This is a genomic window from Azospirillum brasilense, from assembly GCF_005222205.1.
In the GTDB taxonomy this organism is placed as follows: domain Bacteria; phylum Pseudomonadota; class Alphaproteobacteria; order Azospirillales; family Azospirillaceae; genus Azospirillum; species Azospirillum brasilense_G.
On the sequence record NZ_CP032346.1, the window covers coordinates 1,324,346 to 1,341,093 of the forward strand.

The following is a 16,748-nucleotide window of genomic DNA, read 5'->3' on the forward strand; positions in this document are numbered from 1 at the left end:
ATGAACGGCGTCGTGGGCGACATCCCCGCCGGTTCGCCGGGCTTCGACGGCGCCGCCTCGCGCCGCCTGCTGGCGCGGCTGCGCGACGTCATGGCGGGCTCCGGCTCCGGCCAGGAGCGGCTGGACAAGATCGTCACGCTGATCGGCATGGAGATGGGGGCGGACGTTTGCTCCTGCTACGTCATGCGGGCGGGCGAGGTGCTGGAGCTGTTCTCCACGCTCGGCCTGAACCAGGACGCCGTGCACAACACCCGCCTGCGCGTGGGCGAGGGCATCGTCGGCGACATCGCCGGCCACGCGCGGCCCATCGCGCTGGACAACGCGCCGTCGCACCCCAGCTTCGCCTACCGCCCGGAAACGGGGGAGGACCCCTTCCTGTCGCTGGCCGGCGTGCCGATCCTGCGCGGCGGCAAGGTCCGCGGCGTCCTGGTCATCCAGCACAAGGACCGCCGCCGCTACACCGAGGTCGAGGTCGAGACGCTCCAGACCATCGCCATGGTGGTGGCCGAGCTGGTCGCCCAGGGCGAGCTGGTCAACCCGCAGGAGGTCGCCTCCACGGGCGATCCGGCGCTGCTGCCGGCCCGCCTGTCGGGCACCTCGCTGGCCAGCGGTCTGGCGATGGGGCTGGCGGTGATCCACCGCCCGCAGCTCACCGTCCGCCAGATGGTCTCCGAGGACGCGGAGAGCGAACTGGCGCGGCTGAACGCCGCCATTGCGACCATGCACAGCGCCATCGACGACCTGCTGAACGCGGCGGCGCTGGCGGGCTTGAGCGAGCCCAAGGACATCCTGGAAACCTACCGCATGTTCGCGGAGGACCGCGGGTGGCTGTCGCGCATCCGCGAGGCGATCCGCATGGGTCTGACGGCCGAAGGCGCCGTGCAGCAGGTGCAGAACGACACCCGCGCCCGCATGAGCCACCTGACCGACCCCTACATCCGCGAGCGGCTGCTCGATCTGGAGGATCTGACCAACCGGCTGCTCCAGCACCTCGCCGGGCGCAAGTCGGAGGCCGACGGCGGCACGCTGCCGGAGGACATCGTCCTGGTCGCGCGGTCCATGGGGCCGGCGGAGCTTCTCGACTACGACCAGCGCCGCCTGCGCGGCGTGATCCTGGAGGAGGGATCGCCCTCCAGCCACGTCTGCATCGTGGCCCGCGCGCTGAACATCCCGGTGGTGCAGGCGCCGGATGCGCTGAACCGGATCGAGCCGCTGGACCCGGTGATCGTCGACGGCGACCACGGGCAGGCCTTCGTCCGCCCGGCCGAGGACATCCAGATGGCCTTCGCGGAGGCCGTGGCCCTGCGCGCCCGCAAGGAGCAGATGTACGAAACGATCCGCGCGCTGCCCTCGGTCACCCGGGACGGCGTGCCGATCTCCATTCAGCTCAACTGCGGCCTGCTGATCGACCTGCCGCATCTGAAGGCCAGCGGGGCGGAGGGCATCGGCCTCTACCGCACCGAAATCCCCTTCATGGTGCGCTCGACCTACCCGGACGTCCACGCCCAGACCGACCTCTATTCCCGCATCCTCGACCAGACCGACGACAAGCCGGTGGTCTTCCGCACGCTCGACGTCGGCGGCGACAAGATGCTGCCCTACATCGCGGCCAGCGAGGGCGAGGAGAATCCGGCGCTCGGCTGGCGGGCCATCCGCATCGGGCTGGACCACCCTTCGCTGCTGCGCCAGCAACTGCGCGCCCTGCTGCGGGCGTCCGCCGGGCGTCCGTTGTCGGTGATGTTCCCGATGATCGCGGAGGTGGCGGAGTTCGACGCCGCCCGCCGCCTGCTCGACCTGGAGATCGCCCGCCTGGAAGGCCAGGGCGGCGAGCCGCCCAGCCGTGTGCGCGTCGGCACGATGATCGAGGTGCCGGCGCTGCTCTGGCAGTTGCCCGCCCTGCTGCCGCGGGTGGATTTCCTGTCGGTCGGCTCCAACGACCTGACCCAGTACATCTTCGCCAGCGACCGCGGCAACCCGCGCACCTCCGGCCGCTACGACCCGCTGTCCCCGGCCATGCTCAGCCTGCTGCGGCGGCTGGTCGAGGCCTGCGGCGACGCCAACGTCCCGGTCAGCATCTGCGGCGAGATGGCCGGCCGTCCGCTCGACGCCATGGCGCTGATCGGCATCGGCTTCCGCACCCTGTCGATGTCACCCCCCTCGGTCGGGCCGGTGAAGACGATGCTGCGCTCGCTCGACGTGGCGGCGCTGCGCCAGTACATGAACGGGCTCTATCTGCGCGGCGACCACAGCCTGCGCGACAAGCTGCGCAGCTTCGCCAAGGACCACGGCGTCCTCATCTGAGGCTCCGCCCAAGCTGGCGCCCGCGGTCGCTTCCTCCACCCCGGAGCCATATCCGGCGTTGCGCCGTGCCGTGGCGGCGTTTTGTTACAGCGGTTCGGGCGAAGGGCGTATACAAGATGGCAGGATCACGGTCATTCCCGGTTGCGCCGCCCCCGCGGCTGGCGTACCCATGCCGGGGGTGCGACCACAAGTCATCCGAGGCGACGGTACGGTTGAGATGATGGCCAAGCGCAAGGTTTTCGGCTCCTACGACCCCGCGCAGGACGGCCCGGCGCAGACCGGCCCCAGCGTGTCCGACACCCTGCGCGAGACGCGCGAGAGCCTCGGCTACGACCTGCGCGAGGTCGCGACGATGCTGCGCATCCGCTACCCCTACCTGCAGGCCATCGAGGCGGGCCGGTTCGAGGATCTGCCGGGCACCACCTACGCCGCCGGCTTCCTGCGCTCCTACGCGGAATGCCTGGGGCTCGACCCGGACACCATCCTCACCCGCTACAAGGACGAGGCGGCGGGCCGCACGCGCAGCCAGCAGCTCTATTTCCCGACTCCGGTACCGGAGGGCCGCATCCCCGGCGGCACGGTCCTGCTCGGCACGATGGTGCTGGCGGGCATCGTCTATGGCGGCTGGTACTATCTGTCGGCGACCGACCGCTCGATGGTCGATCTGGTCCCGACCCTGCCCGACCGGCTGGTCTCGCTGCTCGACACGCTGCCCTTCAACGCCAGCCAGAACGGCGGTGGGCAGAACGGCGGCGTGCAGAACGCCACGGCCCCGGTCGAGTCGCCCGCCGCTCCGGCGTCCGTCCCGACCGTGATGGCGGAGGCCCCGTCCGCTCCGGCGGCTCCTCCGGTGTCCACCGGGCCTGCGGCCGGGGGAGCGTCCACGGCGGTGCCCGCCCCGTCAACGCCTGCTCCGGCGAATCCCGCTCCGGCGACTCCCGCTCCGGTGGCATCGGCTCCCACCCCGACCGCCCAAGTCCCAGCCTTGTCGGCTCCGGCGAAGCCCGCCCCGGCCCCTGCGGCGGTGGTCGCCCAGCCGGCGCCGGCCGCTCCCGCCAAGCCGAGCGCTCCCGCGGCGGCTCCGGCCCCCGCTCCTGCCGCCGCGCCCTCGGCCATGGTGAACGTCCCGCCGCCCCCGGCCGAGGACGACGAAGCCGAAGGCGCCGCGCAGGAGCCGACTCCGCTCACCCCCGCCGCCCCGGCCATCGCCAGCCTGCCGCCCGCCGCTCCCACGGCGCCGCCGCCCGCCGCGGACGGAGCGCTGCCGTCGAAGGTCTACGGCACGCAGAACGCGGCCTCGCGCATCCAGCTCCGCGCCACGCAGGACAGCTGGATCCAGGTGCGCGACAACAGCGGCGAGATCATCTTCACCCGCGTCCTCAAGCCGGGCGACGTCTACCGCGTGCCCGACCGTTCGGGCATCCGCGTGCGCACCGGCAACGCCGGCGGGCTCATCGTCGTCACCGACGGGGTGGACGGCGCGCCGATGGGCGCGGTGGGGCAGGTGCTGCGCGACGTGTCGCTGGACCAGCACGCCCCGACCCTGCGCGGCGCCGCCCCCGCCCATTGAGGACGGGCCGCCAAAGACGAGCCAGCGACGGCTTTTTCCCTTGAATCCGGCGCGGCGGACCGCACTTCAGGCGTAACGCCGGCTGCGCTATAAGACGCGCCGGACCCGATTCATGCCCCGAGGCCTCAGCCCATGAGCAGCGTGCGCGCCTACCGCCAGATCCTTCGCCGCAAGTCCCGCCAGATCCGGGTGGGCAACGTGCTCGTCGGCGGCGATGCGCCGATCTCGGTGCAGACGATGACCAACACGCCGACCGCCGACGTGGCGGCGACGGTGGCGCAGATCCAGGCGGCGGAGCGGGTGGGCGCCGACATCGTGCGCGTCTCCTGCCCCGACCAGGAATCGGCGCTGGCGCTGAAGCAGATCGTGCCGCAGGTCTCGGTGCCGATCGTCGCGGACATCCACTTCCACTACAAGCGCGCCATCGAGGCGGCGCAGAGCGGGGCGGCCTGCCTGCGCATCAACCCCGGCAACATCGGCTCGGCCGAGCGGGTGCGCGAGGTGGTGAAGGCGGCCAAGGATTACGGCTGCTCCATGCGCATCGGCGTCAACGCCGGCTCGCTGGAGCAGGACCTGCTGGAGAAGTACGGCGAGCCCTGCCCGGAGGCGCTGGTCGAGAGCGCCCTGAATCACGCCAAGATCCTGGAGGACCATGACTTCACCGAGTTCAAGATCTCGGTGAAGGCGTCCGACGTGTTCCTGGCCGTCGCCGCCTACCAGGGGCTGGCCGAGGCCTGCGACTACCCGCTGCACATCGGCATCACCGAGGCCGGCGGCCTGCGCGCCGGGACGGTGAAGTCGTCCATCGGGCTGGGCATGCTGCTGTGGTCGGGCATCGGCGACACCATCCGCGTCTCCCTGTCGGCCGAGCCGGCGGAGGAGGTCCAGGTCGGCTATGAGATGCTGAAGTCGCTGGGCCTGCGGCGGCGCGGCGTCACGGTCATCTCCTGCCCGAGCTGCGCGCGGCAGAACTTCAACGTCATCAAGACGGTGGAGACGCTGGAGGCGCGGCTGGCCCACATCACCACGCCGCTGACCCTGTCGGTCATCGGCTGCGTGGTCAACGGCCCCGGCGAGGCGCGCGAGACCGACATCGGCCTGACCGGCGGCGGCAACAACACCCATCAGGTCTATCTGTCCGGCGTCACCGACCACCGGCTGAAGGACCAGAACATCGTGGACCACCTCGTCGGGCTGGTCGAGAAGAAGGCCGCCGAGATCGAGGCGGCCAAGGCGGCGGAAAAAGCGGCGGAGAAGGCCGCCGAGTGACAGAACCGGCGCGGGCGGACAATTTGAACTAGGGACGCTCCGTGCCATCCGTGCTTAAATCCGCGGCAACCATATCATCCTTGTCGGCCGTGCCGCGGCCTGGGCCAGAGTCAGAGTGACCGCTTCCTACTTCGTCATCGGCGCCAGCCACCGGTCCTGCTCCGGCGCGATCCGCGACCGTCTGACGACGGAGGAGGCGGAGGTGCCGGCGATGCTGGAGCGGCTGAGCGCGGCCGGCGTCAGCCAGGCGATGTGGCTCAGCACCTGCGACCGGGTCGAGGTCCAGGCGGTGCACGAGCGCCCGAACGAGGCCGCGCTGACCATCGCCGGGATCATGGCGGAGCGGGTGGGGCTCAGCGAGCCCGACCTCGCCGGACAGCTCTACACCCTGACCGGCGCGGCGGCGGTGCGCCACGTCTTCGCCGTCGCCTGCTCGCTCGACAGCCAGATCGTCGGGGAGCCGCACATCCTGGGGCAGGTCAAGGCCGCCCACCGCCACGCCGCCGCCGCCGGCCTGTCCGGGCCGGAGCTGGAGGGGCTTCTCCAGGCCGCCTATGGCGCCGCCAAGCGGGTGCGCCGCGAGACGCCGATCGCCGAGGGCGCCACCTCGCTGGTCGCCGCGGCGGTCCAGGTGGCGCGCGACCTGCACGGCGACCTGAAGCGCTGCACCGGCCTGCTGATGGGGCTGGGCGACATGGGCGCCCTGGTGCTGGAGGGGCTGCGGGAGGCGGGACTCGGCCGGCTGACCGTCGCCGCCCCGGTGGACCGCCGGGCGGAAGCGGCGGCGCGGCGCATGGACAGCCACTTCGTGCCCTGGGCCGATCTCGATTCGGCGCTGACCAGCGCGGATATCGTGGTGACCGCGGCGGGTCTGGGGCGCTATATCCTCTCCGCGCCGCAGTTGGGGGCGGCGTTGAAGCGCCGCCGCCGGCGCCCGGTGTTCGTGGTGGACGCGGCGATCCCCGCCGACGTCGATCCGGACGTCGCCGGGCTGGACGAGGCCTTCGTCTACGACCTCGCCGACCTGGAGCGCGTGGCGCTGCAGGGGCGGGTGGGGCGCGAGGCGGCGACCCAGGCGGCCTGGGCCATCGTGGACGACGCCCTGGCGGCCTTCGCCCGCCACCGGGCCGAGCGCGCCGCGGTGCCCGCCGTGGCGGCGCTGCGGACGCATTTCGAGACGGAGCGGCGGCGCCTGCTGGACGAGCAGCGGGGGCTGGACGCGGCGTCGGCGACGCGGCTGCTGGTCAACCGGCTGCTGCATGGTCCGTCGGAGGCGTTGCGCGCCATGGCGGCGGACCCGGACGGGGCCGGGCTGGCGGAGCGGGCGGCGGCGGAACGGCTGCTGTTCCGGCTGTTCCGGTTGGACGAGTCCGCCGGAGCCGGTCTGGGAGTCGGCCCGGGCGCCGGGAGTGATTTGGATAAGGACGAGCGACGTGAGCCTGGACGAGAAGTTCAATAGGGTCGTGGCCCGCCATGACGAGCTGCGGGACGCGATGGCGGCGGGGACGGTGGACCCGGCGGACTTCGCCCGGCTGTCGAAGGAATACGCCGACCTGACCCCGGTGGCCGAGGCCATCGCGGAGCTGAAGAAGGCGAAGGCGGAGGCCGCCGACCTCGCCGGCATGATCGCCGACCCGGCGGGCGACGCCGACATGAAGGCGCTGGCCGAGGAGGAGTTCGCCGACCTCACCCGCCGCATCCCCGCCCTGGAGCGCCGGGTGCAGATTTCCCTGCTGCCCAAGGACGAGGCGGACGAGAAGAACGCCATTCTGGAGGTGCGCGCCGGCACCGGCGGCGACGAGGCGGCCCTGTTCGCCGCGGAGCTGTTCGAGATGTACCGCCGCTACGCCGGGCTCCAGGGCTGGCGGTTCGAGACGATGGAGGTCAGCGAGACCGGCATCGGCGGCTACAAGGAGGCCATCGCCAACATCACCGGCCGCAACGTCTTCGCCCGGCTGAAGTTCGAATCGGGCGTCCACCGCGTGCAGCGCGTCCCGGCGACCGAGACCCAGGGGCGCATCCACACCTCCGCCGCCACCGTCGCGGTGCTGCCCGAGGCGGAGGAGGTGGACATCCACATCGACGAGAAGGACCTGCGCATCGACGTGTTCCGCTCCAGCGGTCCCGGCGGCCAGTCGGTGAACACGACGGACAGCGCGGTGCGCATCACCCACCTGCCGACCGGCCTCGTGGTCAGCCAGCAGGACGAGAAGAGCCAGCACAAGAACAAGGCCAAGGCCCTGAAGGTGCTGCGCGCCCGCCTCTACGAGCGGGAGCGCGCCGAGAAGGACAAGGCCCGCGCCGCCGACCGCAAGAGCCAGGTGGGCTCCGGCGACCGCTCGGAGCGCATCCGCACCTACAACTTCCCGCAAGGGCGGGTGACCGACCACCGCATCAACCTGACGCTCTACAAGATCGAGAAGGTGATGGCCGGCGAGGCGCTGGACGAGCTGATCGACGCGCTGACGGCCGAGGACGAGGCAGCGCGGCTGTCGGAACTGCAGTAGGCGGTTTCGTCAATCTCCTTGTGGGAGTTTCGGCCCGCCGATGGCGGCGAGGATCGTCGCCGCCACGCCCTCCGGGTTGTTCAGCACGTCGTTGTTCCAGAAGCGCAGGATTCGCCAGCCATGGTGCCGCAAATGCTCGTCCCGGGCGGAGTCGTAAGCGGAGTCGGCGTGCTGACCGCCATCGACTTCGACAACCAGCTTGGCTTGGATGCAGGCGAAATCGGCGATGTAGGGGGGAATGGGGTGCTGACGGCGAAATTTCCATCCGCTGAGCTGTTCGCTGCGCAATTGGCGCCAGAGCGTCCGTTCGGCGTCGGTGGGCTGAGTGCGCAGGTCACGAGCGCGGTATTTCAGCTTGGAGTTTCGCATAGGCGCTCGTGTGGCAACACAGGCCCCCACCCTAACCCTCCCCCGCTGCGCAGGGGAGGGAACAGGGCGTCGCATCGATCGCCCTCCCCTGCGCAGCGGGGGAGGGAGGGGACCCATGCGGCGCATGGGGAGGGTGGGGGCAAGCCATGACCATCACGCTTCACCAACTCCGCCGCACCGCTGAGGCCCGCCTGCGCGAGGCCGGGGTGGACACGCCCGACCTCGACGCGCGCCTGCTCGTCGAGCACGCGCTGGGCCTCACCCGCCACGACCTGTTCACCCGGGCCAACGACGCCATCCCCGAGCCCGACGCGGCGCGCCTCCTCGCCCTGGTCGAGCGCCGGGCGGCGCGGGAGCCGGTGGGGCGCATCCTCGGCCATCGCGAGTTCTGGACGATCGACCTCGCCCTCAACCCCGACACCCTCGAACCCCGGCCCGACACCGAGACGCTGGTCGAGGCGGTGCTGAAGACCCTGTCCGACCGCAACGCCCCGCTGCGGCTGCTCGACCTCGGCACCGGGACCGGCTGCATCCTGCTGGCCCTGCTGGCGGAACTGCCCAACGCCAGCGGCCTCGGCGTCGACCTCAGCCCCGGTGCGGTGGCCGCCGCCACCGAGAACGCGGCGCGCAACGGGCTGGCGGAGCGGGCGCGCTTCCAGACCGGCAACTGGGGCGCCGGGCTGGACGAGCGGTTCGCCGTCGTCGTCTCCAACCCGCCCTACATCCCCAGCGCCGACATCGCCGCCCTCGATCCGGAGGTGCGCGAGCACGATCCGCTGCGCGCGTTGGACGGTGGTGCCGACGGGCTGGACGCCTACCGGATCATCGCCGCGCAGACGCCGGACCTGCTCCAGCCGGGCGGTCTGGCCGGGCTGGAGGTCGGGCAGGGGCAGGCGGCGGACGTGGCCGGGCTGCTGACCGCTGCCGGGCTGGAGCCGGCGGGCGTCTTCCGCGATCTGGGCGGCGTGGAACGCTGCGTCCTGGGGTGGAAGCGGTCGTGATTTCGCCCCATCCCCCCAAAAAAAAGGTTGGATTGACGCGCGGTCCCCAGTAGGGTGCAAGGACGACGATGGCCCGGGGACGATCATCCCAGGGCGTACCCATGGCCTCCGGAAACCCCGCGCGGTTGGGCGGACGTCCGAGAAGGCAGACCGGTTGATCGGTTGGGCGCGTCGATTTGATCCCTGCGACCCATCCGCGGTTGGTTCCGCGGCGGGCCCGGCGACCGGATGGTCAGCCAGGGCGTTCGCGGGATTGCACTTCTCTTACATGGGGCCATAAGAGCCAAATGAGACAAGGACCGAACTCCAGGCGCTCGCGCGGTCGTGGCAACGGCGGCGGTGGTGGCGGAGGTGGCGGCGGCGGAGGTGGCGGTGGCAACCGCCGGCAGAACGTTCCGCTGCGTCACCAGACCTTCGACAGCAATGGTCCGGACGTGCGCATCCGCGGCAACGCGTGGCAGGTCCATGAAAAGTATCTGGCGCTGGCCCGCGACGCCTCCTCGTCCGGCGACCGCGTCCAGGCGGAAAACTACCTTCAGCATGCGGAGCACTATTTCCGCATCATCAACCAGATCCAGGAATCCGAGAACCGCCAGCGCGGCAACGCCGGCGCCGCGGGCCTCGGCCCGCAGCCCAGCCTGGGCGGTTCGGCGGAGGACGAGGACGGCGGCGAGATGGGCGACGAGTCCGAGGCTGCCGCCGACGAACGCACCCCGATGAGCGCCTGACAATCCGTTTGGTAACCGTCAGTCCTGAGGCCGGGGGGTTCCGGCTTCAGGACCGGCGGGTTTCAGGCTTGGCGGGTTTTCAGGACGGCAGGTCTTCGGCCAGCGCCACCGGGTCGCCCACCGCGATCCGGCCCCCATGCACCACCCGGGCATAGACGCCGCACTGCGTGTGGTCGTAACCGCGCTCCAGAATGGGGAGCGTGTTGAGGTCGCGCGCGCCGGTCGCCGGGTTGACCTCGCTGGAGGGTCGGCAGTCCTTGTGGTCGCAGATGCGCAGGGTGACCTCGCCGACGGTCAGCAGCGCGCCGATCCACTGGCGTTCCACCCAGGGCTCCAGCCCGTCGATCATCAGGTTGGCGCGGAAGCGCCGCGGATCGACCGGCTGCTTGGCCACCCGTTCCTCCAGATCGCGCACGCTGGCGAGATTGAGGATGGAGACCGCCGCCTCTTCCCGGTCGGTGAAGGAGACGCCGCCGCCCTGCGCGGGATTCCTGGCCTCGGCCAGCTTGGGCAGGCCGGGGGCCGCGCCGGCCAGATAGGCGGCGAAGAACTGCTCCACCAGCATCCGGCCCATCGGCTGGTCCAGACGCCCACGCGACACCTGCTTGCCGCCGCGCCGGATGATCAGCGACTGGGTGGCCTCGTCGAACTCGGTGTCGAGCAGCGCCAGCTTCTCGTTCCGGTCGAGCGTGAAGAAATCCTCGTTGGGGCGCCAGCCCTCGACGTCCGGGCTCAGGGCGGCCGGGCCGTGCAGCAGGCCGAAGCGCCGGTCAAAGGGGATGGGTTGGCCGGTGACGAGGTCAACGGCGGGAAGGTCCTGGCCGCTCAGCCCCTTCACGGGGTAGCGGCGTATGGCGGCGACGGTCGCGGGCATTGCATCGCACAATGGTGGGACCGGTTTGCTTCTGTCAACCGTTGCAATCGAAAACCGTCACCAGCGCTAGCCGTCACCAGCGCTCGGCCAAAGGCTCCCGACCCTGGAACTCGGCGATTCGCCGCCGCGTCGCGGGGGAGGTGTCCTCCGGCAGCCGGTCCAGCGGGAAGAAGCGCGCCTCCAGGATCTCCACCCCGTCGGCCCGGGGCGTTCCCGACCACCCGCGCGCGACGAAGACCGCCACATGGTCGCTCGCGCCGTGCCGGAAGCGGGCGTAGACGCCGAAGGGCTGCGGGCCGCTTTCCACCGTCAACCCGACCTCCTCCCGCACCTCGCGGCGCATGGCCTCCACCAGCGTCTCGCCTTTTCCGACTCCGCCGCCCGGAAAATGCCAGCCGCCGACGTAGCTGTGGCGGATCAGCAGGACCGAGGCCGCCCCGCCCCCAGGGTCCGAGTCGTCCAGGATGATCCCCCGCACCCCCATGGTCAGCGGGCGCGCCACCCAATGCCACATGTTGCGGCCGTGCCAGGCCAGCCGCATCAGGGGGGTGGTCAGGGCGGGCCGCAGGGCCTTGGGCGAAGGGTCGCGCGGGGTGCCGGGTGGGGTGCTGGTGGGCGTGGCCGTCATGAAGGCGGGAGTCCGTGGCATTGGCGCAAAACCCTAGCCTTTTCCGGCGGGCCGCGGAAAGCCACCCTTTCGGCGCGGGTCCGACAAAAGCAATAACCACGCGTACCGGGGGGTCTTGCATACGGATGGGCCTCTCCCACATCTACGGCGACGCATGCATCCTTGCGGATCGCACTGGTAACGTGGATCGGACTGACCGGGCTGCCTCGCGGACGGTCGGCGATGAAGGGAGCACATCATGGACTTCGAAAAATACACCGAGCGCAGCCGTGGCTTCGTGCAGGCGGCGCAGACCCTGGCCCTGCGGCGCGGCCACCAGCGGCTGACGCCGGAACACCTGCTGAAGACCCTTCTGGACGACAAGGAAGGGCTGGCCTCCAACCTGATCCGTGCGGCCGGCGGCGACCCCGCCCTGGCGCTGTCGGGCGTGGACGCTGAGCTGGACAAGCAGCCCAAGGTGGAAGGCGCCGGGGCCGGTCAGGTGTATCTGACGCCGGAACTCTCCCGCGTGTTCGAGCAGGCGGAGGCGGTCGCCAAGAAGGCGGGCGACAGCTACGTCACGGCGGAGCGCATCCTGCTGGCGCTCGCCATGGCCGACGGCACGCCGTCCGCCGCCGTGCTGAAGCGCGCGGGCGTCACCCCGCAGGCGCTGAACACCGCGATCAACGAGGTCCGCAAGGGCCGCACCGCCGACACCGCCAGCGCCGAGCAGGGCTACGACGCGCTGAAGAAATACACCCGCGACCTGACCGAGTCGGCGCGCGAGGGCAAGCTCGACCCCGTCATCGGGCGCGACGAGGAGATCCGCCGCACCATCCAGGTGCTGGCGCGGCGCACCAAGAACAACCCCGTCCTGATCGGCGAGCCGGGCGTCGGCAAGACCGCCATCGTCGAGGGACTCGCCCAGCGCATCGTCAAGGGCGACGTGCCGGAAGGGCTGAAGAACAAGAAGCTGCTGTCGCTCGACCTTGCCGGCATGGTCGCCGGGGCCAAGTACCGCGGCGAGTTCGAGGAGCGGCTGAAGGCCGTGCTCCAGGAGATCCAGGCGGCGGCGGGCGAGATCATCGTCTTCATCGACGAGTTGCACACGCTGGTCGGCGCCGGCAAGGCGGACGGCGCCATGGACGCCTCCAACATGCTGAAGCCGGCGCTGGCGCGCGGCGAGCTGCACTGCGTCGGCGCGACCACGCTGGACGAGTACCGCAAGCACATCGAGAAGGACGCGGCACTGGCCCGGCGCTTCCAGCCCGTCTTCGTGCCGGAGCCGACGGTGGAGGACACCATCTCCATCCTGCGCGGCCTGAAGGAGCGCTACGAGGTGCACCACGGCGTGCGCATCACCGACGGCGCCATCGTGTCGGCGGCGACCCTGTCGAACCGCTACATCACCGACCGCTTCCTGCCCGACAAGGCCATCGACCTGATCGACGAGGCGGCCAGCCGCCTGCGCATGGCCGTGGACAGCAAGCCGGAGACCATCGACGAGCTGGACCGCCGGATCATCCAGCTCAAGATCGAGCGGGAGGCGCTGAAGCGCGAATCCGACGAGGCCTCGCGCGCCCGGCTCGCCAACCTGGAAGGCGAGCTGGCCGACCTGGAGCAGGAATCCGCCGAGCTGACCGCCAAGTGGCAGGCCGAGAAGGACCAGCTCCAGGGCGCCCAGAAGATCAAGGAGGACCTGGAGAAGGCCCGCACCGAGCTGGAGCAGGCCCAGCGCGACGGCAACTGGGGCCGGGCCGGCGAGCTGGCCTACGGCGTCATCCCCGACCTGGAGAAGCGTCTGAAGGAGGCGGAGGCCCACGCCGCCAACCGCATGCTGAACGAGGAGGTGCGCGACAGCGACATCGCCGCCGTGGTCAGCCGCTGGACCGGCGTGCCGGTGGACAAGATGCTGGCCGGCGAGCGGGAGAAGCTGCTGGCGATGGAAACCCGCCTGAAAACCCGCGTGATCGGCCAGGACGAGGCCATCGTGGCGGTGTCCAACGCCGTCCGCCGCGCCCGCGCCGGCCTGCAGGACCCCAACCGGCCGATCGGCTCCTTCCTGTTCCTCGGCCCGACCGGCGTCGGCAAGACCGAGCTGACCAAGGCGTTGGCCGAGTTCCTGTTCGACGACGAGACGGCGATGGTCCGGCTCGACATGTCGGAATACATGGAGAAGCACTCGGTCGCCCGCATGATCGGCGCGCCTCCGGGCTATGTCGGCTATGAGGAGGGTGGGGCGCTGACCGAGGCGGTGCGCCGCCGGCCCTATCAGGTCGTCCTGTTCGACGAGGTCGAGAAGGCCCACCCGGACGTCTTCAACGTGCTGCTCCAGGTGCTCGACGACGGGCGCCTGACCGACGGGCAGGGGCGGACGGTGGATTTTCGCAACGTGGTCATCATCATGACCTCGAACCTCGGCTCCGAGGTGCTGGCGGCCCAGCCGGAAGGCCAGGACAGCGGCGCCGTGCGCGACGAGGTGATGGAGGTGGTGCGTGCCCATTTCCGGCCGGAGTTCCTGAACCGGCTGGACGAGATCCTGCTGTTCCACCGCCTGGACCGCAGCCACATGGGCGGGATCGTGACGATCCAGCTCGGCCGGCTGGTCCGCATGCTGGCCGACCGCGACATCACGCTGGAGGTGGACGAGGCGGCGACGCAGTGGCTGGCCGAGGCCGGCTACGACCCGGTCTACGGCGCGCGTCCGCTGAAGCGGGTGATCCAGCGGGAGCTTCAGAACCCGCTGGCCACCATGATCCTGGAGGGCCGCGTCGCCGACGGCCAGACGGTCAAGGTGGGGGCGGAAGGCGGCGAGCTGACCATCAACGGCCTGCCCGTCTCTGCCCAGGTGCGCAGCGCGGCCACCCAGCCGGTGACCACCGTCCACTGACGGCGGCACATTGACGATGCGGGCGAGGGGCCTTTCGCGAGGCCCCTCGGTCGTCAGGTCACCACGAACTCCCGCGCCACCGCGGCGAAGTGGCAGGAGGCCGCCACGATGACCAGCGCGTGCCAGACCGGGATGTTGTAGGGCAGGCGGTCCAGCGTGTGGATGAAGGCGCCCACCGTGTAGACCACCCCGCCCACCGCCAGCAGAAGCAGCGTCGTCGGGGACAGCGACCGCCACAGCGGTTCGGCCACCGACAGGATGGCCCAGCCGAGCCCGAGATAGAGCACGAAGCCCAGCCGTTCGTACCGCCAGGAGGCGAACAGCTTCAACGCCACCCCGCCCAGCGCCACCACCCACACCGCGACGCCCAGCGGGATTCCCGCGGCGCCGTCCAACCGGTTCAGGGTGAAGGGGGTGTAGCTGCCGGCGATCATCACATAGATCATCGCGTGGTCGAGCCGCCGCAGCACCGCCTTGCGCCGCCCCGGCGGAGCGAGGTTGTAGGCGGCCGACGCGCTCAGCATGCCGACCAGCCCGGCGCCGTAGGCGACCAGCGACACCATCTCGGTCGCGGAAACATGGCCCGCCGTCACGGCCAGCAGCCAGGACGCGCCGATCAGGCCGGCGATCACGCCGATGGCGTGGATGACCGCGTCCGCCGCACGTTCGCCCGCCGTGTGGACGGGAAACTCGAAGCTGGAATCGGGTTTCATGGGACCAGCCTGCCGGAAAGGCGGGCGAATGGAAAGCCCTCTCCCCGGCACGCCGGCCCCATCGGAATCGTTAACTCCGCAGATAGACCCGGTTGATGTAGGGGTCGTAACGGCGGTCCGGATTCGGCAGCACCGGCTGGAGCGGGCCGAAGCGGTTGCGCAGCAGCGTGTATTCGGTGACGACGATCAGCCGGTCGCTGTGCGTCGGCTGGAGAGCCTTGTGCATCCCGCTGTTGTCGGCCAGGAAGCAGTCGCCCGCCCGCCCGGTCAGCGCGACGGGCGCCGACGCGCCGTAGACCGCCTCGACCTCGGCGTCGGAATGGTTGCGCCGCTCCAGAAGCTCCTGCCCGTGCTGGGAGGCCGGGACGTAGATGTGCGGCCCGCCGCCCATGTCGGTGTCCGTCAGGTACAGGAACATCTTGAAGTGGCGGACCTGGTTGTAGTCCCGGTGGTAGTTCTGCGTGCTGATCCGCGGGTTGGGCCGGGCCAGCGACCACCAGACCGACATGCCGTCGATGGTCGGCTTGCAGCCGTGGAACGCCTCCGCGACCTCCAGGACGAGCGGGTGGTTGATGGTGTCCAGCAGGTGCGGTGCGGCCAAGAACTGCTCCTCCACATAGCGGGCCATCTGGATGTCCGGTGACGGCACCTTGCCGATGGTGAAGGAGCCGTATTCCCGGTGGCCGCCGTCGAAGCAGGGCTGTTCCTCGAAATAGCGCCGCATCGCCGCGACCTGCTCGTCGGTCATCAGGCGGAAGGCGTCGGTGTAGCCGCGCGTCTCCAACTGGGTCTTGAGGCTCAACGCCCGTTCGGACGGTGTGAAACCGGGGGTGCGGGGCCGGAAGGGCGCGACCAGCGACGCGGCGAGCTTGCGCCGCGGCTCGATCTTCAGGCGCGGGATTTGATGCCAGATGACGTCGTCGATCCAACGGGCCTTGTTGTTGAACGGTACCTTCACGCGAGCGGGCTCCCCGGCAGACACAGCGAGTGCGAGAGTTCCCAAGGAATACTCCAAATACGGGAGCTTTTCATCGTTCGTTCGCATGCGGCATTTTGCGCGGGGTGGGGTGGATGGACTTGTCTCCCGGACAATAAAAGGCGGGCGGCGCGCTCGTCGCAGCGCTATGGTCCGCAACCCGACGCTGTTCCAAGGAACGGTTCAAGAAGACGCTTCAGAACGATCATGACCAGACGATCCAGCTTCGCCGCCGGCGCCCGCGACACCCTGCCGATGGTCATCGGCGCGGCGCCCTTCGGGGTGATCTTCGGCACGCTGGTGGCCGCCGGGCCGCTGGCGGCGTGGCAGGGGCAGCTCATGTCCCTGTCGGTCTATGCGGGGTCCAGCCAGTTCATCGCGCTGGGGCTCGTGGCCGGGCACGCCGGGCTGGCGGTGATCTGGCTGACCACCCTGATCGTGAACCTGCGCCACGCCCTCTACGCCGCCACGCTGCTGCCGCACGTCGCCCATCTGCCGGCGCGCTGGCGCTGGACGCTGGGCTTCTTCCTGACCGACGAGACCTTCGCGGTGATGGCCGGCTACTACGCCCGGCACCCGCGGGCGCCGCTCGGGCACTGGTACTTCCTGGGCTCCTGCCTGTCGATGTACGCGAACTGGCAGTTCTGGACCCTGGTCGGCCTGCTGTTCGGCGCGGCCTTCCCACAGCTCCAGTCGCTGGGGCTGGACTTCGCGATGGTCGCCACCTTCATCGCCATCGTCGTCCCGCAGCTCGCCAGCCTGCCCAACTTCGCGGCGGCGGTGGCGGCGGGCGCCGTGGCCTATCTGGGGCAGGACGTGCCCTACAAGCTGGGGCTGATGGCCGCCGTGGTGGCCGGGGTGGCCGTGGGGATGGCCCTGCAGCGCTGGCGCTCCGGCGGTCTGGAGGCCGGACGGCGGGAGGAGGAGGCGGCATGACCGGGAC

At 70.7% G+C, this 16,748-nt stretch carries 14 protein-coding genes; 9 read left to right on the top strand and 5 right to left on the bottom strand.

Annotated features, from left to right (window positions below; translation table 11 throughout):
• The 5 genes from ptsP to prfA all read left to right on the top strand — a co-directional run bounded on the left by ptsP (position 1) and on the right by prfA (position 7,647).
• Positions 1 to 2,301, top strand: a complete 2,301-nt coding sequence (gene ptsP, locus D3869_RS20035) for a phosphoenolpyruvate--protein phosphotransferase (protein ID WP_137141597.1) — start codon at positions 1 to 3, stop codon at positions 2,299 to 2,301.
• 217 nt (positions 2,302 to 2,518) lie between these two features.
• On the top strand, positions 2,519 to 3,871 hold the full coding sequence (locus tag D3869_RS34505; RefSeq protein ID WP_282190175.1) for a helix-turn-helix domain-containing protein: 1,353 nt from the start codon (positions 2,519 to 2,521) through the stop codon (positions 3,869 to 3,871).
• Positions 3,872 to 4,003: 132 nt separating this feature from the next.
• Positions 4,004 to 5,140 (top strand): flavodoxin-dependent (E)-4-hydroxy-3-methylbut-2-enyl-diphosphate synthase, encoded by a 1,137-nt coding sequence (gene ispG, locus D3869_RS20045; protein ID WP_137141598.1) that lies wholly within the window; start codon positions 4,004 to 4,006, stop codon positions 5,138 to 5,140.
• A 115-nt stretch (positions 5,141 to 5,255) separates the two neighbouring features.
• A complete protein-coding gene (gene hemA / locus D3869_RS20050) occupies positions 5,256 to 6,599 on the top strand; it encodes a glutamyl-tRNA reductase (RefSeq protein WP_137141599.1) in 1,344 nt (447 codons plus the stop codon).
• Positions 6,574 to 7,647, top strand: a complete 1,074-nt coding sequence (gene prfA, locus D3869_RS20055; protein ID WP_094305560.1) for a peptide chain release factor 1 — start codon at positions 6,574 to 6,576, stop codon at positions 7,645 to 7,647. The genes hemA and prfA overlap by 26 nt, the downstream gene beginning before the upstream one ends.
• Positions 7,648 to 7,656: 9 nt before the next feature.
• Here the strand turns inward: prfA and D3869_RS20060 are convergent, their stop codons facing one another.
• A complete protein-coding gene (locus D3869_RS20060; protein ID WP_137141600.1) occupies positions 7,657 to 8,016 on the bottom strand; it encodes an endonuclease domain-containing protein in 360 nt (119 codons plus the stop codon).
• A gap of 146 nt (positions 8,017 to 8,162) precedes the next feature.
• Between D3869_RS20060 and prmC the strand changes: the two genes are divergently transcribed.
• A complete protein-coding gene (gene prmC, locus D3869_RS20065; RefSeq protein ID WP_137141601.1) occupies positions 8,163 to 9,017 on the top strand; it encodes a peptide chain release factor N(5)-glutamine methyltransferase in 855 nt (284 codons plus the stop codon).
• Between the two features lie 287 nt (positions 9,018 to 9,304).
• The gene (locus D3869_RS20070; protein ID WP_137104554.1) at positions 9,305 to 9,745 is read left to right on the top strand and encodes a DUF4167 domain-containing protein; all 441 of its coding nucleotides are present in this window, start codon (positions 9,305 to 9,307) and stop codon (positions 9,743 to 9,745) included.
• Between the two features lie 79 nt (positions 9,746 to 9,824).
• On the opposite strand, the gene D3869_RS20075 is transcribed toward D3869_RS20070, so the two are convergent.
• Positions 9,825 to 10,619, bottom strand: a complete 795-nt coding sequence (locus D3869_RS20075; RefSeq protein WP_137141602.1) for an MOSC domain-containing protein — start codon at positions 10,617 to 10,619, stop codon at positions 9,825 to 9,827.
• Positions 10,620 to 10,692: 73 nt separating this feature from the next.
• Complete coding sequence (locus tag D3869_RS20080) at positions 10,693 to 11,247, bottom strand: NUDIX domain-containing protein (protein ID WP_137141603.1); 555 nt, start codon at positions 11,245 to 11,247, stop codon at positions 10,693 to 10,695.
• Between the two features lie 238 nt (positions 11,248 to 11,485).
• Between D3869_RS20080 and clpB the strand changes: the two genes are divergently transcribed.
• On the top strand, positions 11,486 to 14,116 hold the full coding sequence (gene clpB, locus D3869_RS20085; RefSeq protein WP_137141604.1) for an ATP-dependent chaperone ClpB: 2,631 nt from the start codon (positions 11,486 to 11,488) through the stop codon (positions 14,114 to 14,116).
• 53 nt (positions 14,117 to 14,169) lie between these two features.
• On the opposite strand, the gene trhA is transcribed toward clpB, so the two are convergent.
• Positions 14,170 to 14,829 carry a PAQR family membrane homeostasis protein TrhA gene (trhA, locus tag D3869_RS20090; protein ID WP_137141605.1) on the bottom strand — a complete coding sequence of 220 codons (660 nt, stop codon included), beginning with the start codon at positions 14,827 to 14,829 and terminating at the stop codon, positions 14,170 to 14,172.
• A gap of 70 nt (positions 14,830 to 14,899) precedes the next feature.
• The gene (locus D3869_RS20095) at positions 14,900 to 15,787 is read right to left on the bottom strand and encodes a phytanoyl-CoA dioxygenase family protein (RefSeq protein WP_137141606.1); all 888 of its coding nucleotides are present in this window, start codon (positions 15,785 to 15,787) and stop codon (positions 14,900 to 14,902) included.
• A gap of 225 nt (positions 15,788 to 16,012) precedes the next feature.
• On the opposite strand from D3869_RS20095, the gene D3869_RS20100 reads away from it, so the two are divergent.
• The gene (locus D3869_RS20100) at positions 16,013 to 16,741 is read left to right on the top strand and encodes an AzlC family ABC transporter permease (RefSeq protein ID WP_137141607.1); all 729 of its coding nucleotides are present in this window, start codon (positions 16,013 to 16,015) and stop codon (positions 16,739 to 16,741) included.
• Positions 16,742 to 16,748: the final 7 nt, after the last annotated feature.

Bases quoted from the DNA above. Each gene is read 5' to 3' on its own strand.
- trhA (WP_137141605.1), bottom strand. From the start codon at position 14,829: ATGAAACCCGATTCCAGCTTCGAGTTTCCCGTCCACACGGCGGGCGAA.
- prmC (WP_137141601.1), top strand. From the start codon at position 8,163: ATGACCATCACGCTTCACCAACTCCGCCGCACCGCTGAGGCCCGCCTG.
- D3869_RS20070 (WP_137104554.1), top strand. From the start codon at position 9,305: ATGAGACAAGGACCGAACTCCAGGCGCTCGCGCGGTCGTGGCAACGGC.
- ispG (WP_137141598.1), top strand. From the start codon at position 4,004: ATGAGCAGCGTGCGCGCCTACCGCCAGATCCTTCGCCGCAAGTCCCGC.
- clpB (WP_137141604.1), top strand. From the start codon at position 11,486: ATGGACTTCGAAAAATACACCGAGCGCAGCCGTGGCTTCGTGCAGGCG.
- D3869_RS20100 (WP_137141607.1), top strand. From the start codon at position 16,013: ATGACCAGACGATCCAGCTTCGCCGCCGGCGCCCGCGACACCCTGCCG.
- ptsP (WP_137141597.1), top strand. From the start codon at position 1: ATGAACGGCGTCGTGGGCGACATCCCCGCCGGTTCGCCGGGCTTCGAC.
- D3869_RS20075 (WP_137141602.1), bottom strand. From the start codon at position 10,619: ATGCCCGCGACCGTCGCCGCCATACGCCGCTACCCCGTGAAGGGGCTG.
- D3869_RS20080 (WP_137141603.1), bottom strand. From the start codon at position 11,247: ATGACGGCCACGCCCACCAGCACCCCACCCGGCACCCCGCGCGACCCT.
- D3869_RS20060 (WP_137141600.1), bottom strand. From the start codon at position 8,016: ATGCGAAACTCCAAGCTGAAATACCGCGCTCGTGACCTGCGCACTCAG.
- D3869_RS34505 (WP_282190175.1), top strand. From the start codon at position 2,519: ATGATGGCCAAGCGCAAGGTTTTCGGCTCCTACGACCCCGCGCAGGAC.